Here is a 24155-nt window from a genome sequence, read left to right as displayed (position 1 = left end):
TCCACCCATTCAACGATCACTACATAGAGAGTCAGGGGTACCCCTCATGGGCAAGCTGGACGGCAAGACCGCGGTCATCACCGGAGCAAGCAGCGGCATCGGCCTGGCGACCGCCAAGACGTTCGTCGCCGAAGGCGCGTACGTGTACATCACCGGCCGCCGCGCGGAGGAACTCGACCAGGCCCAGGACGAGATCGGCCGCAACGTCACGGGCGTGCAGGGAGACATCTCCCGCCTGGAGGACCTTGACCACCTCTGGCAGCGGGTCAAGGAGGAGAGGGGAGCCGTCGACGTCATCGTCGCCAACGCCGGCCATGGCGAGATGGCCACCCTGGCCCAGGCCACCCCCGAGTCCTTCGACAGGGTCTTCTCCGTCACCGCCCGGGGCACATTCTTCACCGTGCAGAAGGCGCTTCCGCTGCTCAACGACAACGGCTCGGTCGTCCTGATCTCTTCGGGCGGACACATGGTCGGCACGCCAGAGTTCACCGCCTACTACGGTGCCAAGGCCGCCGTGCGGTCTTTCGCCCGCACCTGGGCGAGCGAGCTCAAGGACCGCGGGATCCGGGTGAACACGGTCAGCCCGGGAGCCGTCGACACCCCCGCCTTCGACGGCCATGACGACCCGGAGGCCCTCCGCGCCGCCCTGGCCGCCATGGTCCCCATGGGCCGCATGGGCCTGCCCGAGGAGATCGCCGCAGCCGTGCTGTTCCTCGCCGCCGACGACAACCGCTACACCACCGGAGCCGACCTCGTCGTCGACGGCGGCCAGACCCAGCTCTGACACCCCGGCTACAGCACCCTGCGGGCGGGCGTCAGTTTATTCGGCCGAACCTTGCTGAGCGCGACGGCGATCCTGTTGGGCTCGTATTACCGCTGCCGACGTTTCTCTGGCACTTAGTTCTTTCTAGTGGGTTCTTGTTGGATGTTGCCAAGCGGTGCATGATGGAAGTGGCAGCGAAGCTGGCTTATGGAGGCATTATCGTGGGGACCAGTTGGGGACCACACGGTGTGCGCGACCCCGCACAACTCAGGTGTTACCGCACGTTTTTCGCATGCGGAAAGCGTCGTAATTCCGGGGAATTGGGCGTTCGCACTTCTGGGGGTCAAGGGGTCGCAGGTTCAAATCCTGTCGTCCCGACCAGCGTTTTCGCAGGTCGGAGGCCGTTTCTGCCGGAAGGCGGGGGCGGCCTTTTCCGTTGGTGGTCGTTGGGTGGTCGTAGATCGGGTACGGGCACGTTTCTGCCCCTGACTTTGTCTCATGCTGCTTGTGTGTACTGGTTGCTGTGAGGCTGGCTTCGCGGGGCGGGCGGGTTGGTGGTCGTTTTGTGGTCGTAGCGCTTTTCCTCGCGGTCGAGCTGCTGGGCGATGGCGTTGACGGCTTGGCGGGCTGCGGGTTTGGTGAGGTGGCCGTAGATGTTGGCCGTGGTGGAGATTGTGGAGTGGCGCAGGGATTTCGACACGATGGTCAGCTCGACGCCGTTGGTCAGTGCCAGCGTTGCGGCGAGGTGGCGGAGGTCGTGGACGCTGGTGCGCGGGACGCCTGCCTGGCGGGCTAGGTAGTGGAAGTGGTTCAGGACGTACTCCGGGTGCAGCGGGCGCCCGTCTTCGCGGTGGAAGACGAACCCGCCGCCAGGTTCGCTGGGCGCGTGGTGCTGGGTTCTGCGGCGGGTGAGGATGGCGTGGATACGGGGTGACAGGGCGACCCAGTCACTGCTCTTGCGGGTCTTCGGGCGGGGTCAGGACGAGCTTGTTGTTGTCGATCGCCGAGAGGGTCCAGCGCACGTAGATGGTGCGTGAGCCGAGGTGGACGTCGTCCCAGTGCAGGCCGAGGGCTTCGCCTTTGCGGAGGCCGGTGCCGATGAGGAACTCGATCAGGTCGGCGAAGGCCGGATCGCTGGTTCGGCAGTGGTGCAGGAAGCGGATCGCCTGGGGTGGGGTCCAGATGGTGCGCTCGCCGGAGGCTGGGCGGGGGATGACGGTGGGCCGGACGACGTTGGTGGGGAGTCGGTGCTGGCGGACGGCGTCGCCGATCGCGCTGGAGAGAGTGGCGAGGATGTGCCACACGGTGGGTTGTCCTCGGCCGGCGGCGAGCTGGGCCTGTACGTAGTGGTGGATGTGTTCGTAGGCGAGTTCGTCCAGGCGGATCGGGCCGAGGGCTGGGATCAGGTCGTGGTGGACGTAGTCGCGGTAGCGGACCCATGTGGTGGGCTTGAGTCGCAGCCGTTTGGCCGCGAGCCACTGGAGCAGGTAGTCGGCGACGGTCTGGTTCGGGTCGGCGCTGATGCCGATCCGGCGGCCGGCGCGGTAGCGGTGCAGGGCGGTGCGGGCGTCGTCCTCGGTGGGGAAGCCGCCCCGGCGCACGGTGCGGTTGTGCCCGCCGGGCTCGGTGGCGGGAAGGTCGACGGCGAAGGTCCGGGTCCCGTGGGCGGGGTCGGAGATCAGATGGGGGCAGTGGGCGCCGAGCTGGCGGCGCTGCTCGTCGCGGCAGCCGCAGCGGCGGTAGACGCGCCCCACGGTCTCGTGGGCGCGCATGACGATCACCTTCTACGGCGACATGGAATTGTTGCGGCATTTTCATTGTGAATCGCGACTGAGGAGGAAAGGAAATTCCTTACGACCACAATCCGACCACAATGGCTCTGATCCGCTGCCTGACCAGCGGCGATCCCTTTACTTTCCCGCCAAGTGCGGAGGTGTACGGAGATCTGCTGGGCATGATGTGACAGAAAAAATAGTGTGCCAAGTACTGTGTCGGATTCTATCCAGGGCAACCGTCGCCACGCACCTGACACTGCCCTCGCCGGAAACCTCATCCGTGCAGGTCACGCTGCGTGTTGATATCCATGGAGGATGCTGCCGAGGCGATCGTGTCGGGGTATGTCGAAGCGGGCTAACGCGTCGGGATCGTCGATCGGCGGGGGCAAGGGGGGTAGCGGCTTGGCGTTCGCGATGCCCTGTTTCCGGGCTCACTCGTCGTCACTCGGATCCGGTCGCCGGCAGGGTGATACCGCGCCGGGACAACCACTGCTCGCCCCACTCGTTCAGGCCGAGCAGCAGCGGTTCCAGCGACCGCGCCTCCTCGGTCAGGGAGTACTCGACGCGGGGAGGCACGACCGGGTAGACGGTGCGCTCCACAAGACCGTCTTCTTCGAGTTCACGGAGCTGCCTGGTCAGCGGTCGCGGGGCGATGCCGCGCATCTGGCGTTGCAGCTCGTTGAACCGCATGGTGCCGTCGAGCAGGTGGAACAGGATGACGCCTTTCCACTTGCCGCCAATGATCTTGACGGTTGCCTCCATCGCGCAACCAGGCAGGTCGTTGAACGGTCGTGTTCTCGGCATGGGGCCAGCACCTCAGATTCGTGATACCACCAGGGCAGCGGGGGTGCCCCCGTTGATTCTCCACCGGGTGCGGGCGAGGCCCGGGGTGGGGACGCTCCGCAGGTGCGCCCCCACCAGCCGGTGAACCACCAGCAAGCTCGCAGCAGTGGGCGGATTCGCTGCGGGGCCGGCTGCTGGGCCGGCCCCGCCGACCGGTCAGGACACGGTCGCGGCCAACGGCGCCGCAGGCAGTGGCGGCTGCGAACGCTGCCAGGCCGAGCCGTAGCGGGTGTACTGCAACGGCGGCTCGACCGGCGTGCGCAGTTCGTCGGCGGCCGTGCGCGCCCAGAACGGGTCCTTCAGCATTTCCCGGCCGAGCAGGACGATGTCCGCGCGGCCGTTCTGCAGAATCTCCTCGGCCTGGCGACCGCTCTCGATCAGGCCCACCGCACCGGTCTTGATACCGACCTCCCGCCGGATCAGATCGGCAGCGGGAACCTGGTAGTTCGGGTAGGAGGTGACCTTCACCGGAGCGATACCACCCGAGGAGGCGTCGATCAGATCGACGCCCTGGTCCTTCATCCAACGGCCGAAGACGACGAAGTCCTCCGGGGTGTTCCCGCCCTCGGCGTAATCCGTGGAGGAGATGCGCACGAACAGCGGGCCGTCCCATTCACCGCGCACGGCGTCGATGACTTCGCGCACGATTCGGTAGCGGTTCTCGTGGCTGCCGCCGTACTCGTCCGTGCGCTGGTTGGCCAGCGGGGAAAGGAACTCGTTGAGCAGGTAGCCGTGGGCCGTGTGCACCTCGATCACGTCGAACCCGGCCGCCTTCGCACGGACGGCGGCCTTGCGGAAGGACTCGACGACATCCTTGATGCCCTCGACCGTCAGCGCCTCCGGCACGCGTGAGTCGGGGCCGAAGGGGATCGCCGAAGGAGCCACCGGCGTGATGGAGTCGACGCCGAGCTGCCGGCCGGCGTGGCCGATCTGCGCGCCCGCCTTCGCCTCGAAGCCGTGGATTACCTCGACAACACGCGACAGTCCCTCGATGTGCTCGTCATCCCAGATTCCCAGGTCTCCCGGGCCGATCTGACCATCGGGCAGCACCGCCGTCGTCTCCAGCATCACCAGGCCGGCGCCGCCCAGGGCACGTGCGCCGTAGTGCACCAGGTGGAAGTCGGAGACGCGGCCGCCCGCGTCAGCCGAATGCATGCACATCGGGGACATCGCGATCCGGTTGCGGAATTCGATACCGCGGATCGTGATCGGCTCGTACAGCTTCGCGGACAAGAAAAATCTCCTATCTCAAGTCATGGATGGTGCGACGACTACGAGATTAGGAAGTTCTTCCGTAGTGCACCAGTACGCACTTTTTGTGAATGTACTACCAAAAATGTAAGTAAGTGTTCGGTGTGAGTAATGCGGGGGAGGTTCGACCGGACTCCGCTCCGAGTAGCGAGGTCTTGTCGTCACACGCTCTGTGTCGCGACGTGCTCGGTCGCGGAGGGTCAGCCGTGCAGCACGATCTTGCCGATCGCCTTGCCGGAGGCCACGAGTTCGTGTGCCTGGCGCAGGCTGTCCACGTTGATGCCGGTGATGGCCGTTCGCAGTGTCGTGCGCAAAGTTCCCGCGTCGACCAGTTCACTGGTCCGGTCGAGAATCTTTCCCTGTTCTGCCATGTCCGGCGTCTCGAACATGGCTCGTGTGAACATCATCTCCCAGTGCCACGCGATCGACTTCGTCTTGAGCGGCAGGATGTCCAGGCCCGGCGGCTCGTCGAGCGCCGCGATGTGACCGAACGGCGCGACGATCTCGGCGAAGGCGTCCACGTTGCCACGGGTTTGCGATGCCAGGACGTAGTGCACGCCACCTGCCGCGGCGGACGCGACCTCCTCGACCAGATGATGGTGGTCCACGACGTCGTCGGCGCCTTGCTCCAGCACCCATGCGCGGGACTCACTGCGCGACGCCGTCGCCAGTACTTCCAGGTTGGTGAGCTGTTTCGCGATCTGGACCGCGATCGAGCCGACCCCGCCCGCGCCGCCGAGCACCAGCAGTGTGCCGGCGCTGTCACCGTCAAGGCGGAAGTGGTCGAAGAGGACTTCCCAGGCCGTGAGCGTGGTGAGCGGGAGTGCGGCCGCCTCCGCAAAGGACAACGACCTCGGTTTCGACCCCACCACGCGTTCATCGACGGCGTGGTAGGTGGAGTTGCCGCCGTTCCGCGTGACATCACCGGCGTAGTAGACCTCGTCTCCGACGGCGAACCTCGTGACGTCCGGCCCGATCGCCGCGACCGTTCCGGATACGTCATAACCGAGGACCTTCGGCTCGTCGCGGCCGAGCCCCGTTCGGATCTTCGTGTCGACCGGGTTGACCGATACCGCCCGCACCCGCACCAGGAGATCCCGGGGCCGGAGCTCGGGCACCGGTACCTCCTGCTCGACGAACGCGTCCGCGTCACTGATCTCTCGTCCGCCCTGAGCGACGAGCGCGGTCATCTGGCTGGCCACGTCATTCTCCGTTTCTGTGCTTGGTACGCCGTTGGCTCCCGGCGGTGGCGCGTGGCGAAGCTATGCCAGCGGCAGTGGTTACCTGCAAGGGCGTAAAGTATCCATTGGATACCGTGGGCGATGTGGGATCGGAGGCTGAGGTTGTCGTCCGCTGCGAACTCGGAGCCGAGCAAGAGCCATGATGTCTACCAAGCGGACTGCCCTTGCCGGATGCTCCTGGACGTCGTCGCCAACAAGTGGTCGGCGCTCGCCATCGGAGCGCTTGAGTCCGGGCCTGCGCGGTTCGGCGCGCTGAAGCAACGCCTCAACGGGGTGACCCCGAAAGTCCTTACGGCGACCCTGCGTCGCCTCGAGGCGGCAGGGCTCGTCGATCGCGAGGTGTTCGCGGAAGTTCCTCTCCGTGTCGAGTACTCGCTCTCGCCGCTCGGCCGCTCGGCCGCGGAGCCACTCGCGGCGCTTCGCTCCTGGGCGGAGGACAGCCTCGACGGGACGTCGTCGACTCCGGACGCAGGGACCCGCTAGGCGCCACGGCGCAGCTGGTCACCTCGTGTGTGACGCGCCCTCGTGCCCCTTGGCCATGGCGCGCAGGCAGGCGTCGAGCAACCCTGGGAAACCGTGGTCGAGGTCCTCGCGGCGCAGAGCGTTCATTCGTGAGGTGCCGACGTAGTACTGACGGATGATCCCCGCGTCCCGCAGGACATTGAAGTGGTGGGTCGCAGTGGAGCGCGCGACAGGAAGATCGAACGAACCACAGCTGATATCAGCCGAAGCGGTGGCGAGCTGGTGGACGATGCTCCGCCTGACCGGGTCGGCGAGCGCCTCCAGTACTCCCTGAAGGCTCGCTTCCTCCGCCGCGGGCGCCGGGGGGATGCGGTTGCTGTAGCGCGTCATCCGTACTCCTGCGACCGGTGACAGTCCGGCGCTTCACTACTCATGCGCCATGATTCTACCCCCAGCGAATTTCGATTCTCATCGAAGTTTGACACTTCTCGTACTAGGGGTGTCCACTGGGGCTCAACCACAGGAGCGCTCGAGTGCGAGCGGCAATCCAGCACAGCGCCCGTGTTCACGTACGCGTCAACCGCCAACATCGCGTGGTCCCGCGCCGACACAAACCAACGAAGGAGTTCGCATGCCCAGGAACGTCCGCTTCCACCAGGTCGGCGGCCCGGAGGTCCTCAGCCTGGACGAAGTCACGGTCCCCCCGCCTGGAAAGGGAGAGGTCCGCATCCGCACAAAGGCCCTCGGTTTGAACCGAGCGGAAGCGATGTTCCGCACTGGCGAGTACGTCGTCGACCCTGTCCTCCCCTCGGGCGTCGGCTACGAGGCGTCCGGTGAGATCGAGGCCGTCGGCGCCGGAGTCGACGGCTTGGCCGTGGGCGATGCCGTCAGCGTCGTCCCTGCCTTCGCCATGACCGACTACGCCGTGCACGGCGAGCTGGTCATCGCGCCGGCTCACGCTGTGGTCAAGCATCCCGCCTCGCTGTCATGGGAGGAGGCTGCGGCGGTGTGGATGCAGTTCATCACCGCCTACGGCGGGCTGATCGACCTCGCCCAGCTGAAAGCCGGGGAGACCGTGCTGATCCAGGCCGCCTCCAGCAGCGTGGGGCAGGCCGCCATCCAGATCGCCCGCATGGTCGGTGCCCGACCCGTGGCCCTCACCCGGACAAGCGCGAAGCGCCGACCGCTCCTGGATGCCGGAGCGGACGAGGTCATCGCCACGGCGGAGGAAGACGTGGTGGCCCGGGTCCGGGAGCTTACCGAAGGCCACGGCGCCCGCGTCATCTTCGACCCGGTGGCCGGCCCGACGCTGACCGACCTGACCGCCGCGGCGGCACCCCACGCGATCATCATCATCTACGGCGCGCTGAGCCCCGAGACCACTCCCCTGTCCGTGATGGACGTTCTCGGCAAGCACCTCACCATCCGGGGGTACGAATTGTTCGAGATCACTCTCGACGACAAGCGACGCCAAGCGGCCATCGATTTCGTCCTTGACGGGCTGTCTCGCAAAGCCCTTCAACCGATGATCGACACCACCTTCCCGATAGACGACATCGTGGACGCCCACCTGTACCTCGAGGCCGGATCCCAGGTCGGCAAGGTGGTCGTAACGGTGCCGAGCTGAACTGGACGCTGACCGCGGCAACGGAGCCTGAAGCGTCACAGGCTCCCACTGACCTTTCCGATGCGTTGTCGGCCTTGTATCTGCGACCGGGGCGAGAGCCTGGCAGACATCCTCATCGCGGACGCAGGGACGGCCCGCGCCGAGCGCTGAGCCGCCCCGCCCTCGCCAACTCCTCGTCAAACCACCGGCGTTGTTCCGTCCGGTGATGCCCCACCTGAAAGAGAAGCACTGTGAGCACTCTGTTCGCCCCCCTCAAGCTGCGCTCCCTCGAGATACCCAATCGGGTCTGGTTGTCGCCGATGTGCATGTACTCCGCCGCTCCCGCGGGCCCGGAGACCGGCGTGCCGACCGACTTTCACCTCGCCCACCTGACCTCCCGGGCCGCCGGTGGGGCGGGGCTGGTCGTGGCCGAGGCGACCGGTGTCCGGCCGGACGGACGCATCAGCGCCTGGGACCTGGGCCTGTGGAACGACCGTCAGCAGGAGGCGTACATACGGGTCACCGAGGCCATCAAGGCGCACGGAGCCGTCCCGGCCATTCAGCTCGCCCACGCCGGCCGCAAAGCCTCAGTCGACAAGCCCTGGCTCTCCGACCGGTACGTACCCGAGAGCCAGGGCGGCTGGCAGACCGTGGCGCCCAGCCCCATCGCATACGACGGCCTGCCCGTCCCGCACGAACTGACCGTGAACGAGATCCAGCAGCTGGTGAGCGACTTCGCTGACTCCGCGCGGCGGGCGCTGGCCGCCGGGTTCCAGGTGGCGGAGGTCCACGGCGCCCACGGCTACCTGATCAACTCCTTCCTCTCCCCGGCCTCCAACCATCGCACCGACACCTACGGCGGTAGCTTCGAGAACCGCATCCGCTTCGCCCTGGAGGTTGTCGACGCCGTCCGCGCCGTGTGGCCCGAGGACCTGCCAGTCTTCTTCCGTACATCGGCCACCGACTGGCTCACCGAGAACCCCGAGGACGAGCGAGAGGGCTGGACCGGCGAGGACACCGTCCGCCTCGCCAAGGAACTTCAGGCCCACGGCGTCGACCTGCTCGACGTGTCCACGGGCGGCATGGTCCGCGACGCCAAGATCGCCGCCGGGCCGAGCTACCAGGTGCCCTTCGCCGCCCAGGCACGCCAGGCCACCGGTATCCCCACCGGTGCTGTCGGAATCATCACTGACCCCCACCAAGCCGAGGAGATCATCACCTCCGGGCGGGCCGACGCGGTACTGCTTGGCCGTGAACTGCTGCGCGACCCGTACTGGCCGCAGCACGCGGCCCTGGCCCTTGGCGACGAACCCCGTTGGCCGGACCAGTACGCCTACGTGGTCAAGCGTCGCAAGGGCTGAGCCCTTGGCGTGCTGCCCGAGCTGCGCGCCCGATACTGATCTCCCCAGAAGCCCCAGCGGTGAAGGGGCGCGGGGCCTTCCGGTGAGTTCCGCAGCGGAGCAGGCGATGGCGGACTCCGTTCCGAGTCAGAAGGGCTGTGCCGTCGGGCGGAGGAGTACCTCGTTGACGTCAACCGTCATGGGCTGGTTGATCGCGAACGCGATCGCGCCCGCCACCACGTCCGCTTCGATCGCGACGGCCCGGACCTTCGCTTCCTCGGCCCGGCTCTCGGCGTCACTGATTGTCGCGGCGAGATTGGACTGGACCGCTCCGGGCGAGATGATCGTGACTCGGATGGAGTCCCCGACCTCTTGGCGCAGCCCCTCGGACACCACGCGCACCGCAGCCTTCGTCGCGCAGTACACCGCGCTGTTGGGGGTGACCACGTGCCCCGCCACCGACGCGATGTTGACGAAGTGTCCGCTGTTCTGCGCCTGCATGACGGGGAGCGCGGCGCCGATGCCGTAGAGGACGCCCTTGAGGTTGATGTCGATCATCGCGTCCCACTCGTCGACCTTCAGTCGCTCGATGGGGGATAGGGGCATGATTCCGGCGTTGTTGACCAGCACGTCGAGTCGGCCGAATTCCTCCACGGTGCGGGCGACGAACGCCTCCACCTGCTTGCGGTCGGTGACGTCGACGGCGCACCACACCGCGGTGCCGCCTTCAGCCCGGATGTCGGACACGATCTTCTCGAGCTCGGGAATCGTGTGCTCCAGCGCACCGAGGATCACAAAGTTCCCTTGGGCGGCGAGGGCACGCGCCGTCGCTTCGCCGATACCGCTGCTCGCGCCTGTCACAGCGATGACCTTGCCTGCGTTGCGGACTGCCATGATTTCCTTCGCGTTGTGGGCTGAGGGTCTGATGAAGGGAGCTGCTTAGGACAGTCGGTGGTAGACGACGATCTCGGCCGGCCCTGCCAGCAGGGCGTCGAGCTTCTTGCTCGTGGCCGCTACGTGCTCGCTGCCGGCGTGGGCAGCGAGGGCTTCTGAGCTCTCCCAGCCGTCGAGGATGACGAAGTCCCGCGGATCGGCGTTGTTCTGCTGAAGCTCGTAGTAGAGACAGCCCGTGTGGGATAGAGACGGCGCGACGAACTCCGCGAGCGTGCGCGCGGTTTCCTCCTCGGAACCCTCGCGTGCGCGGAATCTGGCTACGACATGGACCGGGGTTATGGACATGGGGAACGGACGTCCTCTCAGGTAGGTGATGGCCATCAGAAGGTGACGACAGGCTTGATCGCACGGCCGGCCACGGCGTCGGCGATGGCAGTGTTGATGTCGTCGAAGGCGTACCGGGTGACGAGACGGTCGAAGGGAAAGGCCCCTTGCAGGTGCAACTGCACCAGATGCGGAATGAAGGACTGCGCGACCTGGTCACCGAGAATGGCGCCTTGGACCTTCCGGTTGAACACCAGAAGGTCCAGATCGATCGGCACCGACTTGCCCAGTCCGTCGAGTCCGAGCACGACGGTGTGCCCACCGGCGCGGGTGGAGGCGATGGCGTTGCGCACTACGGGCACCGCTCCGACTGCGTCAACGGCGTAGTCCGCGCCACCACTGGTCAGGTCGTGTACTGCTGCGACGACGTCGGGCTCTTGGCCGGCATTGACTACATGGGTCGCGCCGAGTTCCTTGGCAATGGCCAAACGGGACTCGTTGAGGTCGACCGCGATGATCGTCGCGCAGTCGGCGACACGGGCGGCCATGACCGCGGCCATCCCGACGGCACCGACACCATGGATCACCAGCGTCGATCCGATGTCGGGCTTCAGCACGTTGAGGACGGCGCCGGCGCCGGTGACCATCCCGCAGCCCAGGGGGGCGGCGGTGTCGAGCCGTAGTTCCTTCGGCACGTGGCACGCGTTGTTCTCCGAGGCCAGGATCAGTGAGCTGAACGAGGACTGGCCCACGAAGTTCGCGCCGATGTCCTCGCCGGCGAAGACGGGGCGGCTGTTGGGGCGGCGTCCCGAGAGGTTGAACTGTTCGTACCGCTCGCAGTTCATCGGATGAGCGGAACGGCAGGTGACGCACCGGCCGCAGGAGTTCTGAGTGAGTACGACATGGTCTCCGACGGCCAGGTTCAGCACGTCCGGGCCGACGGCATCGATCACGCCGACTCCTTCGTGACCGGGCACTACCGGGTGTGGTGGGCCGAAGAGACCGTCGCGCAGCAGGATGTCGGTGTGGCAGATCCCGGTGGCGACTGTCCGAATGAGGACCTCATTGCCTTCCGGCTCGACGATCTCCAGTTCGCGCATCTCGAGATCGGTGTGGGGGGCGAGCGCGACCGCGACGCGGGCTGTGGGCATGGGGTGTTTTCCTCTCGGTGAGTGTCCGCCGGGCTGGGCGGCTCGCGCCGTCCGGCACGGCGGTGGACCGGCGGGGGTTACTTGTTGACCTGGCGTCGCGTCCGGTCCAGTGAGGCGATCACTGCAAGCACGATGATCGCGCCGAAGATCACCTGCTGGATGCGAGGATCGATGCCCAGTACGGAGGTGCCGATGGGGACCAGTGACACGGTCAAGGCCCCGACGAGCACGTTGCCGGGGTTGGCGACTCCGCCCGTGATCGCGCAGCGTCCGACGACGGCAGCGGCGATCGACGGGAGAAGCAGTCCGATGCCGGCTCCACTGGCCGTCGCGGTTCCCTGCTGAGCGGTGAGGACTATGCCGGCGACGCCGGCCAGCCCGCCGGAGATGGCGAACGCGGCGGTGCGCACTCGGATCCGTGGCACGCCGGACAGGGCGGCAGCGCGTTCGTTGAGCCCCATCGCCCGCAGCTGCTGCCCGAATGCCGTCCAGCGCAGCATGGCTGCGAGCGCGGCGGTGGCGGCGAGGGCGAGCCAGATGGCGAGTTCGAGGCCGGCGAACCGGTAGTTGAGCAGCCACTCGATGGCCCCGATGTGGCCGGTGACGTAGACCGTGGTCTCGTCGGAGAGCAGCAGGGCTGCGGCCTGCCATATGCCGAGCGCGCCGAGGGTGACGGCGAAAGTCGGCAGCTGGAAATAGGCGCTGAGAAGGCCGGCGAGGCCGCCGAGAACAGCCATCGCCGCAATGGTCAGCAGCGGCGCGGCGAGGGCCGTCGATCCGAGGAGCTTCGCCACCGTGATCGCACCGAGTACGGCCAGTGCCGCGTTGGCCAGGTCGATGCTGCCGAGCAGCATCACCACCATCTGCCCCAGCGCGAGGAAGATCAGCGGTGTGGCCTGGACAGTCGCGATCCGTATCCCGCCTTCCACGAGGAACGTCGGCTCACCTGCGGTGAGCAGTGCTGCGAGGACGAGGAGGATGGCGAGGGGGGCGAAGCCCTGCAGCCGACCCCAGCCGAGGCGGGACGGGGCGGTGGCAGCGGTGGGCGGTGCGGGAGCGGCGGTGTCGGTCCGCTCGATGTCACGGGTATCGGTCATCGTCAGACCATCTCTTCCATCAGCTCGACGGCAGACGGCGTGCCTTCGGCGAGTACGTGGGTCCCGGTGATCCGTCCATCTCGCATCACGACGATGTGATCAGCCATCTCGATGGCTTCTTCCAGCGTGTCGGCCAGCAGGAGCACGGCGGTGCCGCGGTCTCGCTCCTCCCGGATCAGCTTCTTGATCGTCTCGATGGCGCCGGGGTCCAGCCCGCGCAGCGGGTGATCCAGGATGAGCAGACTCAAAGAGTCCGCGCCGAGCCACTTGCCCAGCACGACCTTCTGGGCGTTGCCTCCGGACAGCCGGGCAATGTCGGACTCGGGCAACGGGGGGCGGATGTCCAGGCGCTTGATCCAGCGCTCGGCCAGCTCGGTGCGGGCCCGGGTGAGGATAAGAGCACCGCGTCGGACGGCGCCGCCATGCGTGAGGGTGAGGTTTTCCGCGATACTCATCCCGGGGATCATGGCCTCAGCCTTGCGCTCGGCCGGCAGGTAGGCGATACCGGAGCGGATGGCGCTGCGCACGGTCATCGAGTCGATGCGCCGGCCGTGAACGTCGATCACGCCGCCGTCCGGCTGTTCCGCGCCGAACAGACATCGCGCAAGTGATTCCCGTCCGGAGGAGTGGGTGCCGATCAGGCTGTGAATCTCGCCCGGGCGAATCGTGAGCGAGACGTCCGCGAACTCTCCGGCGCGGCTGAGCCCGCTGACGCGCAGCACGGGGGCCGCTTCACCGAGGGCACGCTCGGCGCGTTTGGGCTTGGCGACCTCACGCCCCGTCATCAGCTGCAGCAGTTCGACCTCCTCGACTTCGGAGGACTTCCGCTCGGCGACGATCCGGCCGGCCCGCAGGACGTAGATGCGGTCGGTGAACGAGAGCACCTCGTGCAGTCGGTGCGAGACGAAGATGACCGACCCGAGGGCCCGTATCCGGGCGATCTCGGCCGCCAGAACGTCGACCTCCTCGTTCTCCAGGATCGAGGTCGGTTCATCCAGGACGACGATCGGCTCGGAGCCGCCGTCGGCGCCGACGCGGACGGCCTTGGCGATCTCCACCATCTGTCGCTCGGCGAAGCTGAGTTTCTCCACCAGCACGTCCGGGCGGGTCGTGATGCCCACTCGCTCCAGGACCGTGCCCGCCTCGGCGTTCACGCGCCGCCAGTTGACCAGCCCAAGCCGCGCCGCCAGACCGGAGCGGCCGCCGGGCGCGGTCGCGTGCAGGTTCTCGGCGATCGTCCAGTTCGTGAGCAGGCTCTGCTCCTGGTGCACCACGCCGATGCCCAGCGTGGCCGCGTGCGCTCCGGAGCGCAGCACCGTAGGCCGGTCGCGCAGCACGATCTCTCCGGCATCCGGTTGGTGGACGCCGGCGAGGATCTTCAACAAGGTGGACTTGCCAGCGCCGTTTTCGCCGATGAGGCCAATGACCTCGTGACGGTTCACGGTCATCGACACGTCGTCGAGCGCGGTGGTGCCCCCGTAACGCTTCGTAACGCCGCGCAATTGAAGAGCCGGTGTCGCGGGAGTGGGCTGGTCCGGCATGACGATGGGGCTCACTTCACCACCCCAAGTATGCTGCGTCGGCGCAGGCCGGTGACCAGGACCGCGGCGAGGATGATCAGGCCGAAGAAAGCCTGCTGGACGTTGGGATTGACACCGGAGAGCACCAACCCGTTGTTGATGACGGTCAGCAGCAGGACACCGACGACGGAGTACAGGACGCCGCCCTTGCCTCCGCTGAGGACGGTGCCTCCGACCACGATCGCGGCGATGGTGAAGAAGACCTGTCCGCTGCCGACCTCGACGACGCCGGCGCCAAGCCGGAGGCTGCCGATCACCCCCGCGAGGCCCGAGCAGAGTCCGGCGAAGCCGAAGACCATGATCTTCACCCTGCTGATCGGCACATGGGCGAGCGAAGCGACCTGTTCGTTGTCCCCGATCGCGTAGGTGTCGCGGCCGAATGTGCTGTACCGGGCGAGCAGGTGGGCCGCGACCACGACGACGACCGCGACGAGGAAGCTGTTGCTCACGGCCAGCGGAGTTCCGCTGATCCATCGGGTGAGGGCGGAGTCCCGGAGCTGGGTGACGGCGTCGCCGTACATCACGGTGGCCATGCCCAGCCCGATATACCAGAACCCGAGGCTCACGATGAAGGATGGAACGCGCAGCCGGGCGTGGATCGCGCCGATGATCAGGCCGAATGCGAGGCCGAGGCTCAGCGCGATGACCACCGCGAGGGGGCCGAGGTCGTTGCTGTTGGTGGTGTTCGCCGTCAGCAGGACGAAGGTCAGTCCGCTGGCCGCCATCACTCCTTCTACGGACAGGTCGATGCTGCCCATCAGAATGACGAAGGTGGCGCCCATCGCGAGGATCAGCGGGACGGCGGCCTGGTCGAGGATTGTCAGGAGGTTGTCGCCCGTCGGGAAGGTCGACGGGTTCAGTACTGCGAAGACGACGCCGACCACCACAAGGGCCATCAGGGGGCCGAGGCCGCGTAGGCGATCGCCCTGCAGCCCGCGCAGTCGTGAGGCATCGCGTGTCGTGGTGGTGACCGGTTCGGACGTGGAGATGGTCATGCCGTGCTCTCCTCAGGCCCCGGGCAGAGGGGGGCCGATCAGGCGATCGAAGTACCCCTTGTCGACTTCGGTGAGAATTCGCTTGCTGGACGGCCGCGTGATGTAGGAATCCACATTGGCTGCGTCGACGCCGACCTGCCGATACGTGCCCTCGCGCTGTTCAGGTGTCATCGAGGCCACTTCGAGAGCCCCGGTGGCAGCGCCGTAGGCCATCGCGAGGCCCATGGCTCCGCTGTAGAACGGGTCGGTGAACCACGCCGCGACGATCGGTCCTTTGTTCTTGATGCTGTGCATCGACTCTTCGAGGCAGTCGATGCCCGTCGCCTTCACCGAGATGCCGGCCTGTTGCGCTGCGGCGACCGCGCCGAGGGTCATCGAGTCGCTACCGGTCCAGATGCCGGTGACCCGGCTTCGGTATTTGGAGAGCAGTGTTTGGGTCTTCTGATACGCGGTCTGCCGATCCCAGTTGGCGCTGTCCGTGGCGAGAAGCTCCACGTTCGGGAAATCGGCGAGTGCCTTCAGCAGGCCCTGGTAGCGCTGCTTGGACGCGGTCGAGTCCAGCACGCCCTTCAGCGCGATGATGCCGCCCTTGCCGTTCATGGCCTCGAAGAGTTTCGTGGCGGTCCACCGGCCGGCTTCGACCCCGTCGAAGCCCATGTGAGTGACCCAGTGGGGGCCAAAGTCGACCGGATGCGCGTCGGCGGGTTTGTTCCAGGAACTGATCATGTAGCCGCCCGTCCGAGCCACGGCCTTGGCGATGGCCGGCGGGTCCGCGCTGGCCACCGGGTGCAGATTGAGAACGACTTTCTTCCCGGAGGCCATGGCGCTCTGGACCTGGGAGAACTGCTGTTGGGAGTCTCCGTAGGAGTTGATCACTCGTAGGGGAAGTCTCAGCTTTCGGGCGTAGGCGCGGGCGCCAGTGGCCCAGTTCTGCATGTAGTCGTTCGTGCCGGTGATCATGGTGGTCACCAGGAGGAGTTCGTGCGGCGCATAGGTGGGTTGGTCGGCTGACGCGGCGATGGCGGTGCGGCTGCACCCGGTCAGTCCGGCGGTGGTGGCGGCAGCAGCAAGGAGCCCGGCTGCCGAGAGAACCGAGCGGCGAGGGACGCTCTGGCCGAGGGCATGAGAGAGAGGGGGAGACATATCGGTGTGGCCTTTCACCGGTGAGCGGCATTGCGGCGACGAAGAGAACGACCGATTGGTCTGAGCCGAGAAGCCGTAGTCTTTTACTGCCAGAGCCGCGACGTCAGAGGGCCGGCTCGGTCCTCGTAGCGCTGAGACCGGCATGAACCGGATCGGCGACGTTTTGTTGCTTGCGCGAGAACAGGACCGCTAGGCCCGACAGCACGCAGGGGACGGCACCGAAGAGGAACGCGGCAGTGGCCCAGGTGCCGTTGCTATTCAGCAGCATGGCGGCCAGGGCAGACGAGAGGATTGCTCCGATCGGACCGACCGCGGCGACGAAGGCGGCGCCACGGCCTCGGATACGGGTCTCGTAGCTTTCGCCGACGAAGAACAGGACACAGGAGTAGGGACCGATCAGGAAGAAGGTCCCGACGCTGTAGAGCGCCACAACGGTCCAGAAGCTGCTGGGGCCGTAGATCATTGCCGTGAACACGATGCCGCCGGTGACCCAGCCGAAGGCGATGACGTTGCGCCTGCCGAATCGGTCGCCCAGGAATCCGTGAGTGAGATAGCCCAGGTAGGCGATGATGTTGGACATCAGCAGGATGGCCAGCGAGTTTGTGAAGGACACATGGTGCACGTTCACGAGCACCGTGGTGCCCAGGACGCTGAAGACCTGCACGGGGAAGTAGTTGAGGATGTGTCCGAGGCCCAGCGAGAGCGTGGTACGCAGGTCGCTGCCGCGGAAGATGTCGGCCAGGGTACTGCGGGTTTCGTGCTCCTCGATACCCAGGGACGCAGCGAGCTGTTCGGCTTCCCCACGCGCGCCGCGGGACTGCAGCTGTCGCAGCTTCTGCACGGTCTCGAACTGGGGGGACTCGCGCAGCTTGCGGGCGAGGACCGCGACGATCAGTGACGGAACTGCGGCGAAGAGGAAGCACCCCACCCAGCCGGTGATCGGCAGCATGACGGCCGTCAGCGCGGCGGCGAGGATCGCTCCGACCGGCCATCCACCCTGGACAAGCGAGTATATGAAGCCCTGCCGCTTCTTGATCCGTGGATCGTCCGAGGCTGCGTACAGCTCGCTGAGGTAGGCGCCGTTGACACCCTGCTCCGACAGGCCCAGACCGCTGAGGGAGCGGATGGCGACCAGCCCCCAGGCCGGTACGAGGCCGGCCAGAGCCGTGAGGGCCGAGGCGATGCCGGCCCCGGCGGTGGTGACGCCCAGACCGGCTTTGCGGCCGAACTTGTCAACGACCGGCCCGGCCAGCAGGCCGAGCACCACGGCGCCGATGGACATCCAGGTGACCAGGGTGGCCTGCTCGGCGGGGTTCAAGCCCTCGTCCTTGCCGATTTGCGGCAGGAGGGTGCCGAACAGAATGAAGTCGTAGACCGCGAACGCCCAGGCCAGGAAGGCCAGCACGGTGGCGAATTTGATCTGCCGGTTGGTGACGGGCTGAGGACGCCACGGGTTCTCGCTCTGGATCGACATTGCTCCACCTCCGTGGTGGCCGTGCGTGAGTAGTTGGTTGCCGAGAGTGAAGTATTAGGGATGTGCTGGAGGCGCCGCGTGCTTCGTACGTCTGAGGGAAAAGGGGGACGGGGCCGGTTGGTCAAGCCGGCCGCCGGACGCCGCTACTGGCTCAGGCTGGCGGCCTGGTTGGGGGCAGGCTGCCGGGAGCCGCCGTTGATCTCCAGCAGGATCGGCAGGAGGTACTTGCGGAACTCCTCGTAGTTCTCGGTCACCGGGAAGTGGCCAAGCTTGGGCATCTCCCAGTACTTGCAGCCGGGCACGAGGTCGGCCAGTTCCTTGGTGTCGGCCGGCGACGTGTTCGGGTCGTACTCACCGGTGAGCAGGTACAGCATGCATTTGCTGGTGTCGATGGCCCGAGCCTCCTCGGGGGTGACGTTGTGGTCGTAGTAGTAGTAATAGAGGTCGCCCGCAAAGATCCCGGGCCCACCGCACTGGTACTCCCACTGGATCTCCCGGACGTTGGCCTCGGGGCTGTAGGGGGAGATGTTCAGCAGCATCGCGGCCCCGGTGGAGGTGCGGGAGACGTTGGGGTTGTCGAACTCCCGGCGGATCCCGTCCATGCCCACGTCCACGTACTCGGCGGCTGAGCGCAGGGCCCCTTCCACGGCGATGGTCGCGCGGTAGCGGTCGGGGCAGTTGGAGGCCAGGTCGATGGCGAGGTGGCCGCCCATGGAACTGCCCATGTAGACCGGCCGGTCCAATTGCAGAGCATCGGCGAGTGCGTTGGGGAAAGCGATCATGCGCGCTTTGGTCATCTTGTACTCCTGCGTCCACCACGGCACTCCGTGAGGCGGCAGGGACTTGCCGTGGAACGGCAGGTCGAAGGCGATGATGCGGTAGCGGTCGGTGACTTCCGGGTCGTTGAGCAGGTGCCGGTACTGGCGCCCGTCGGAGCCGGCGGTGTGGCCCACGATGAGGGGGATGCCATGGCCGGCCTCCTCGTAGTAGACCCGGTGCTCGACGTCTTCCACGGTCAGGTAGACGTAGCGTCCGGTGATCGGTTCATGCCTGGCCATGGTTCACGCTCCTTGGGCGTTGAGCTGGCGGAAGATCTGCATTAGCCGGTTCAGGGCCGGCAGACGGGCGTAGAGCTGGTCTGTGTTGCTCAGCTGTACGCCGTGCTTGATGGAGGAGCTCTGCAGCGACTGGAAGAACGGCCGGGGGCGCTCAGCGGTCATTTCCTCCCACTGCTCGCGGGTGCCGGAGATGGCGATCGCCGCGTCCTGGGGGGCGGTCCCGGCTGGACCCACCGACAGGAGGCGGCCGTCTTCGTAATCGGCCAGCCACGCCTGGTCGCCGATGGCGACGTGGAGTTTGCCGGTGTAGTAGCGCATCTCCCGGGAGAACTCGAAGTCCTCGTTGGCCTGCTGCAGCACGGCTGCGAAATCACGCATGGGCGTGCCCTTCCTGTGTGGTCCGAAGGGGGTGGGCAGAGCGGTCGAGGATCTCGTACATCCTCGTGTGGTCCTCGGCGGCGAAGCCGTCGTCGACGGCCTTGTGCCACACGTCAGCGCAGTGATGACTCAGCTCCGCGTCAAGACCCAGTTCCTCGGCCAGGGCGATGGCTATGTCCACGTCCTTGGTCATCAGCCCGATGGGGAATCCGGAACCGAAGCTGCCCGAGAGCATGAACTGGGCCACCTTGTTCTCCGAGGTGTTGCTGCGCCCGGAGGAGGCGTTGAACACGTCGGTGAGGGTCTGCGGTTCGATTCCGAAGCATTGCCCGACGTGAAGTGCCTCGACGGTGACGGCGACCGACGTGGCCGAGACCAGGTTGTTGAGGGCTTTGGCTGCGTGCCCGGACCCCGGGCCGCCGACGTGGATGACGGATTCGCCCATCACCTCGAATAGCGGCTTCGCCTCGTGCACGTCGGCGGCCGTTCCGCCTGCCATGATCGCCAGCTGTCCGTTGAGCGCCCCGCGCACTCCCCCGGAGACCGGGGCATCGACGTACCTCATGCCCTTCTCCTCCAGGGTGACCCCCAGCCGCTCGGAGCGGCTGGGTTCGGCCGAGGACATGTCGATGAACAGGGTGTTCAGCGAGGCCGTGGCTACGACCTGATCGGTGAGCAGGGCGGTCTCGACGATGGCAGAGGTCGGCAGCATCGTGATGATGACGTCGGCACGCTGCCAGGCCACAGTCCCGGCCGCCACGGCAGTGGGGTGATCGGTGAGGAATTTCTCCACGACCTCGGTGTTCTGGTCGTGGACGATCAGCGTGTTTCCGGCCTGGACGAGGCGTCCAGCCATGGGCAAGCCCATGTTGCCCAAGCCGATGAACCCGATGGTGGTCACGCCTCGGCCTCCATCTCGGTGAAGACCTCCCGCGCCAGCCGGAAGCTTTCGAGGGCGGCAGGGGCACCGCAGTAGACCGCGACCTGGAGGAAGACCTCCTGGATCTGCTTCCTGGTCACCCCGTTGCGGATCGCCCCGCGCACGTGCACCTTCAGTTCGTTCGGGCGGTTCAGGGCGCTGATCATGGCCAGGTTGATGAGGCTGCGCTGGGGTCGCTCCAGACCCGGGCGATCCCACACATCGCCCCAGCAGTACTGGGTGACCAGTTCCTGCATCGGCATCGAGAAGTCATCGGCACTGTCGAGGCTGCGCTGGACGTAGGCGTCGCCGAGCACCTCACGCCGGGTGCTCAAGCCCTTGTCGAACAGTTCCTTATTCAACTCGCTGCTCCTTCGTCGCTGGACGTGCGGTTCCACACGGCCTGGATATTGGTGAATTCGTGGACGCCGAAGTGGGACAGTTCGCGGCCGAATCCGCTGTTCTTTACGCCGCCGATGGGGATGCGCGGGTCGGAGACGGCGATGCCGTTGATGAACACCCCGCCCACCTGAAGTCGCGGGGCCACCCGGGAAGCCAGGTCCGCGTCGGCAGTCCACAGACTGGCGCTCAGACCGAACTGGGAGTCGTTGGCCTTCGCAAGAGCGTCCTCCAGGTCCTCGGCCACCACCAGGGGGGCCACGGGGCCGAAGACCTCCTCGCGGAAGGCAGTCATGGTCGGAGTGACCCCGGTGAGCACGGTGGGCTGGAAGAAGGAGCCCGGCCCCTCGATCGGCGCTCCGCCCGTCAGCAGCCGGGCGCCCTCGGCAATGGTGCGCTGGACCTGCTGGTGGATTTCCTGACGGATGCCGTCGCGGGCGATGGGCCCGATGTAGGTCGTCTCCTGGGTGGGGTCGCCCACCTGCAGTTCTTTCACCTTCGCGACGAACCGCTCGGTGAAGTCCTCGGCGATGGCTCGTTCGAGGAGGATGCGTTTGGCTGCGATGCAGATCTGTCCACTGTTCTGGAATCGGCCGTGGACGGCTGCCTCGACGGCTGTGTCCAGGTCGGCGTCGGCCAGAACGATGAAGGCGTCCGAGCCTCCCAGCTCCAGCACGCTGCGCTTGATCGCCCGCCCGGCCTGGGAGGCGATGGTCGAGCCCGCGCGAACACTGCCGGTGACCGTCACGCCCACGATGACCGGATGGGCGATGGCCTGGGACACCACGTCGTTGTCGGCATTGAGGACGCTGAAGGCCCCCTCCGGAACGCCGGCCTCCTGCCACAGCCGCTCAATGGCCAGACCGCAGCCGACCACATTCGGGGCGGGCTTGAGCACGTAGGCGTTGCCGCCCAGCAGGATCGGAATCGCTCCCCGCATCACCTGCCAGACGGGGAAGTTCCACGGCTCCACTGCCAGCACGGGGCCCAGGGGGCGGTAGGTCACGTGAGCCTCAGGCCCGATCGGGCTCGGGACGTCGGCGATCATCTCTGCACCGTTGTCGGCGTACCAGGCCGCCACCCAGGCCGCTTTCTCCACCTCGGCGCGGGACTGGGTAATGGGCTTGCCCATCTCGTCCGTGATCAGCGCGGCCAGCCCCTCCGCGTCCCGCCGCAGCAGCCACGCCATGCGAGCCAGAGCGGCACACCGGACCGCAGGGCTGCTCTGGCTCCACAGTGCGAAGCCTTGCTGGGCACGGCGAAGGACGGCGTCCAGCTCGTCATCACCGACGAACGGGTAGATGTCGATCACCTCTCCGGTGGCAGGATTGACCGACCGCGCAACTGCGGGTGCTTGCGGAGTCACAATCTGTGTCCTTCTCAGAGCCGGGATGGGGGAAGAGCGCATGGTGGACAGTTCTGCGCAATGAAGTCGGTGAGCGGCGAGCGTGCGCCCAGTCGCGCCGCTGTCGCGGCACAGGGCCACTTCTCCGTAATGGGCCGATGGTGAGATCTGAAGGCGCAGTTGAGCCCCCGCGCCGCCGTGCCAGCGACCTCTTGATAAAAGGTTAGGAGGGTGTCACGCTGCTGTGAACGAGCAGTTTCAGAACCTAAACTTCACTGAGAGAGAACCATGGAGTTCGCCCAGCTGGAGATGTTCGTGGCTGTGGCCGAGCATGGCGGGATCACCGCCGCCGCGGAGAAGTTGCTGCGAGCCCCTTCCAACGTTTCCACCCGTATCCGGCACCTGGAAAAGGAGCTGGGTATGGACCTTCTGCTGCGTGACAAGCGGCAGGTCACCCTCTCCGCCGAAGGTGAGGCGTTCCTTGTGTACGCCCGCCGGCTGATCGACATCGCCAATGAGGCGAAGTCCCTGGCCACGGGGGAGCGGCCCTACGGCCGATTCCGCATCGGCGCACTTGAAAGCACCTCGGCTGTGCGGATTCCGTCGCTGCTGGCCGAGTTCCACCTCAGCTACCCAGAAGTGGACCTTGAGCTGGAAGCCGGAGCCTCTGGCATGCTGTTCGATCATGTGCTCAACGGGCAGGTCAGCGCCGTCTTCACCGACGGTCCACCCGCCTCCCCGGTGCTCACGGGACTGCACGCCTACACCGAGGATCTGGTCATCCTCACCCCCGAGTCGGTGCAGACCATCGACGAAGACTTCCGACAGTCCACGCCCACCGTCTTCCTCTTCGGCACTGTGTGCTCCTACCGCCAGCGATTCGAGGACTGGCTGGAGGAGAGCCGCATCAAGCCAGGAAGGATGGTGGAGATCTCGTCCTACTACAGCATGCTCGCCTGCGTGGCCGCAGGCGCTGGCATCTGCATGATGCCGCGCTGTCTCTACGAGTCCCTGCCCGGAAGCAACCGTGTGATCTGCCATGCCATCCAGGGTGAGTTGGGACGTGCGCAGACCTGGCTCACCTGGCGCCGTGACGCCCGCTCTGCAAACCTCCGGGCCTTCGTGCGGCAGGTCAGGGAGCACCTGGCTCACGACTCCGAGCAGCTGGCTATCGTCGCCGCCTGAAGCCGTCCTGGAAGCCGGTCACCGCACGTGCTCGGCCACCGGTGGTGAGCGGTCGTGCCACCAAGTCAGCAGGCGCCTCAAGAAGGGCAGAGTGTCGGCGAGCCACGGACACTGTCGCCCGCGAGCTCGCGCTCCCCGGCCCCCGAACCCGCCTGAGACGGAAACGCCCGATCCGCGGCGGACGGTGCGGCCGGGTCCGCATCCTGAAGACCCCTGCCCCCGGCGTCGTCCGCGGGCGGCCGGGTCGTTGCCCTAGGGTGAGGCGCCGGGCCGGGGAGGGCCTGGCGCGGCATGGGATCAGGTGCCGAACCGCACTCCGCCACGCCGCTTGACCCCTTCGGGCCGTGATGGTCACGGCAGGGCGTCGTCGCCCTGCGCGCTGCGGCGAGGTGCGGGGGCATCGAACTGGTCCTTGGAAGGTCCGGTGCTGGACGGGTCCTGCTGGTTGGGCCACGGTCGAGCTGTGATCTGGCCTCAGTTCTGGTTGCGTACCGGGCGGCGGTGGAGGCCCCGCCGTGAAGCTTCCCCTTGTGAGTGGACACCTGGAGACTGGAACCTGAGGTTCCAGAGGAAGTAGTGCCAGGTGGGTAGTCAGTACTCGAAGCGGTATTCGGAGGAGTTCAAGCGGGACGCGATCGCGTTGGCCCGCTCCTCCAGCAAGACGATCACGGAGGTCGCGCGGGATCTGGGCGTGAGTCCGGAGAGCCTGCGCGGCTGGGTCAAGCGAGACCGGATCGACCGCGGTGAGGGCGGGGCGGGTGAGCTGACCAGTGTGGAGCGCGAGGAGCTCAAGCAACTGCGCCGGCAGAACATCGAACAGCACAAGACGATCGAGATCCTGAAAAAAGCCGCGGCCTTCTTCGCCAAGGACAGCGACCGGTGAGCGAGGTCTACCGGTTCATCGCCGGGGAGAAGGCCGTCCACCCGGTGGC

General features: G+C 66.7%; 25 protein-coding genes. 6 read left to right on the top strand and 19 right to left on the bottom strand.

The window, feature by feature from the left end; genetic code table 11:
* Positions 1 to 46: 46 nt before the first annotated feature.
* Positions 47 to 784 (top strand): SDR family NAD(P)-dependent oxidoreductase, encoded by a 738-nt coding sequence (locus ACH4TL_RS41200; protein ID WP_398328986.1) that lies wholly within the window; start codon positions 47 to 49, stop codon positions 782 to 784.
* A 475-nt stretch (positions 785 to 1259) separates the two neighbouring features.
* On the opposite strand, the gene ACH4TL_RS41195 is transcribed toward ACH4TL_RS41200, so the two are convergent.
* The 5 genes from ACH4TL_RS41195 to ACH4TL_RS41175 form a co-directional block, all read right to left on the bottom strand.
* Positions 1260 to 1679 carry a tyrosine-type recombinase/integrase gene (locus tag ACH4TL_RS41195; RefSeq protein ID WP_398329177.1) on the bottom strand — a complete coding sequence of 140 codons (420 nt, stop codon included), beginning with the start codon at positions 1677 to 1679 and terminating at the stop codon, positions 1260 to 1262.
* A gap of 31 nt (positions 1680 to 1710) precedes the next feature.
* Positions 1711 to 2535: a tyrosine recombinase XerC gene (gene xerC / locus ACH4TL_RS41190; protein ID WP_398328983.1), complete on the bottom strand. Its 825-nt coding sequence runs from the start codon at positions 2533 to 2535 to the stop codon at positions 1711 to 1713.
* A 444-nt stretch (positions 2536 to 2979) separates the two neighbouring features.
* A complete protein-coding gene (locus ACH4TL_RS41185) occupies positions 2980 to 3342 on the bottom strand; it encodes a winged helix-turn-helix transcriptional regulator (protein WP_398328980.1) in 363 nt (120 codons plus the stop codon).
* A 195-nt stretch (positions 3343 to 3537) separates the two neighbouring features.
* Positions 3538 to 4614, bottom strand: a complete 1077-nt coding sequence (namA, locus tag ACH4TL_RS41180) for an NADPH dehydrogenase NamA (RefSeq protein ID WP_398328977.1) — start codon at positions 4612 to 4614, stop codon at positions 3538 to 3540.
* 218 nt (positions 4615 to 4832) lie between these two features.
* On the bottom strand, positions 4833 to 5834 hold the full coding sequence (locus tag ACH4TL_RS41175) for a zinc-binding alcohol dehydrogenase family protein (RefSeq protein WP_398328974.1): 1002 nt from the start codon (positions 5832 to 5834) through the stop codon (positions 4833 to 4835).
* A 210-nt stretch (positions 5835 to 6044) separates the two neighbouring features.
* Here ACH4TL_RS41175 and ACH4TL_RS41170 point away from each other — a divergent pair, with 210 nt between their 5' ends.
* Positions 6045 to 6356 carry a winged helix-turn-helix transcriptional regulator gene (locus ACH4TL_RS41170; protein ID WP_398328971.1) on the top strand — a complete coding sequence of 104 codons (312 nt, stop codon included), beginning with the start codon at positions 6045 to 6047 and terminating at the stop codon, positions 6354 to 6356.
* Positions 6357 to 6374: 18 nt separating this feature from the next.
* Here the strand turns inward: ACH4TL_RS41170 and ACH4TL_RS41165 are convergent, their stop codons facing one another.
* Positions 6375 to 6725, bottom strand: coding sequence for an ArsR/SmtB family transcription factor (locus tag ACH4TL_RS41165; protein WP_398328968.1), 351 nt, complete (start codon positions 6723 to 6725; stop codon positions 6375 to 6377).
* Between the two features lie 241 nt (positions 6726 to 6966).
* Here ACH4TL_RS41165 and ACH4TL_RS41160 point away from each other — a divergent pair, with 241 nt between their 5' ends.
* Positions 6967 to 7962 carry a zinc-dependent alcohol dehydrogenase family protein gene (locus ACH4TL_RS41160; protein WP_398328965.1) on the top strand — a complete coding sequence of 332 codons (996 nt, stop codon included), beginning with the start codon at positions 6967 to 6969 and terminating at the stop codon, positions 7960 to 7962.
* Between the two features lie 230 nt (positions 7963 to 8192).
* Positions 8193 to 9302, top strand: coding sequence for an NADH:flavin oxidoreductase/NADH oxidase (locus tag ACH4TL_RS41155; protein ID WP_398328962.1), 1110 nt, complete (start codon positions 8193 to 8195; stop codon positions 9300 to 9302).
* 126 nt (positions 9303 to 9428) lie between these two features.
* Here ACH4TL_RS41155 and ACH4TL_RS41150 read toward each other — a convergent pair whose 3' ends face one another.
* The 13 genes from ACH4TL_RS41150 to ACH4TL_RS41090 all read right to left on the bottom strand — a co-directional run bounded on the left by ACH4TL_RS41150 (position 9429) and on the right by ACH4TL_RS41090 (position 22101).
* On the bottom strand, positions 9429 to 10175 hold the full coding sequence (locus ACH4TL_RS41150) for an SDR family oxidoreductase (RefSeq protein WP_398328959.1): 747 nt from the start codon (positions 10173 to 10175) through the stop codon (positions 9429 to 9431).
* Positions 10176 to 10220: 45 nt separating this feature from the next.
* The gene (locus ACH4TL_RS41145; protein ID WP_398328957.1) at positions 10221 to 10556 is read right to left on the bottom strand and encodes a putative quinol monooxygenase; all 336 of its coding nucleotides are present in this window, start codon (positions 10554 to 10556) and stop codon (positions 10221 to 10223) included.
* Positions 10556 to 11650 carry an NAD(P)-dependent alcohol dehydrogenase gene (locus ACH4TL_RS41140; RefSeq protein ID WP_398328954.1) on the bottom strand — a complete coding sequence of 365 codons (1095 nt, stop codon included), beginning with the start codon at positions 11648 to 11650 and terminating at the stop codon, positions 10556 to 10558. Before ACH4TL_RS41140 ends, ACH4TL_RS41145 begins: the two co-directional genes overlap by 1 nt.
* Positions 11651 to 11727: 77 nt before the next feature.
* Entirely contained in the window at positions 11728 to 12747 is a 1020-nt protein-coding gene (locus ACH4TL_RS41135) for an ABC transporter permease (RefSeq protein ID WP_398328951.1), read from the bottom strand.
* A 2-nt stretch (positions 12748 to 12749) separates the two neighbouring features.
* Positions 12750 to 14303: a sugar ABC transporter ATP-binding protein gene (locus ACH4TL_RS41130; RefSeq protein WP_398328948.1), complete on the bottom strand. Its 1554-nt coding sequence runs from the start codon at positions 14301 to 14303 to the stop codon at positions 12750 to 12752.
* Positions 14300 to 15322 carry an ABC transporter permease gene (locus ACH4TL_RS41125; RefSeq protein ID WP_398328945.1) on the bottom strand — a complete coding sequence of 341 codons (1023 nt, stop codon included), beginning with the start codon at positions 15320 to 15322 and terminating at the stop codon, positions 14300 to 14302. Before ACH4TL_RS41125 ends, ACH4TL_RS41130 begins: the two co-directional genes overlap by 4 nt.
* Before the next feature lie 12 nt (positions 15323 to 15334).
* Positions 15335 to 16483: a sugar ABC transporter substrate-binding protein gene (locus tag ACH4TL_RS41120; RefSeq protein ID WP_398425456.1), complete on the bottom strand. Its 1149-nt coding sequence runs from the start codon at positions 16481 to 16483 to the stop codon at positions 15335 to 15337.
* Positions 16484 to 16568: 85 nt separating this feature from the next.
* Positions 16569 to 17939 carry an MFS transporter gene (locus ACH4TL_RS41115; RefSeq protein ID WP_398328942.1) on the bottom strand — a complete coding sequence of 457 codons (1371 nt, stop codon included), beginning with the start codon at positions 17937 to 17939 and terminating at the stop codon, positions 16569 to 16571.
* 143 nt (positions 17940 to 18082) lie between these two features.
* A complete protein-coding gene (locus ACH4TL_RS41110) occupies positions 18083 to 18997 on the bottom strand; it encodes an alpha/beta fold hydrolase (protein ID WP_398328939.1) in 915 nt (304 codons plus the stop codon).
* Between the two features lie 3 nt (positions 18998 to 19000).
* Positions 19001 to 19375, bottom strand: a complete 375-nt coding sequence (locus ACH4TL_RS41105) for a hypothetical protein (protein ID WP_398328936.1) — start codon at positions 19373 to 19375, stop codon at positions 19001 to 19003.
* A complete protein-coding gene (locus ACH4TL_RS41100; RefSeq protein WP_398328933.1) occupies positions 19368 to 20276 on the bottom strand; it encodes an NAD(P)-dependent oxidoreductase in 909 nt (302 codons plus the stop codon). The genes ACH4TL_RS41105 and ACH4TL_RS41100 overlap by 8 nt, the downstream gene beginning before the upstream one ends.
* Positions 20273 to 20656: a 4-carboxymuconolactone decarboxylase gene (pcaC, locus tag ACH4TL_RS41095; RefSeq protein ID WP_398328930.1), complete on the bottom strand. Its 384-nt coding sequence runs from the start codon at positions 20654 to 20656 to the stop codon at positions 20273 to 20275. The genes ACH4TL_RS41100 and pcaC overlap by 4 nt, the downstream gene beginning before the upstream one ends.
* Positions 20653 to 22101, bottom strand: a complete 1449-nt coding sequence (locus tag ACH4TL_RS41090; protein WP_398328927.1) for an NAD-dependent succinate-semialdehyde dehydrogenase — start codon at positions 22099 to 22101, stop codon at positions 20653 to 20655. The genes pcaC and ACH4TL_RS41090 overlap by 4 nt, the downstream gene beginning before the upstream one ends.
* A 225-nt stretch (positions 22102 to 22326) precedes the next feature.
* On the opposite strand from ACH4TL_RS41090, the gene ACH4TL_RS41085 reads away from it, so the two are divergent.
* Entirely contained in the window at positions 22327 to 23223 is an 897-nt protein-coding gene (locus ACH4TL_RS41085; RefSeq protein WP_398328924.1) for a LysR family transcriptional regulator, read from the top strand.
* Positions 23224 to 23806: 583 nt separating this feature from the next.
* Positions 23807 to 24106 carry a transposase gene (locus ACH4TL_RS41080; RefSeq protein WP_398425454.1) on the top strand — a complete coding sequence of 100 codons (300 nt, stop codon included), beginning with the start codon at positions 23807 to 23809 and terminating at the stop codon, positions 24104 to 24106.
* Positions 24107 to 24155: the final 49 nt, after the last annotated feature.

The sequence above is a fragment of the Streptomyces sp. NPDC021115 genome, assembly GCF_044333065.1.
Classification (GTDB): Bacteria; Actinomycetota; Actinomycetes; order Streptomycetales; family Streptomycetaceae; genus Streptomyces.
The sequence above is the reverse complement of the archived record's forward strand: the minus strand, read 5'-3'. Positions and strand labels throughout refer to the sequence as shown.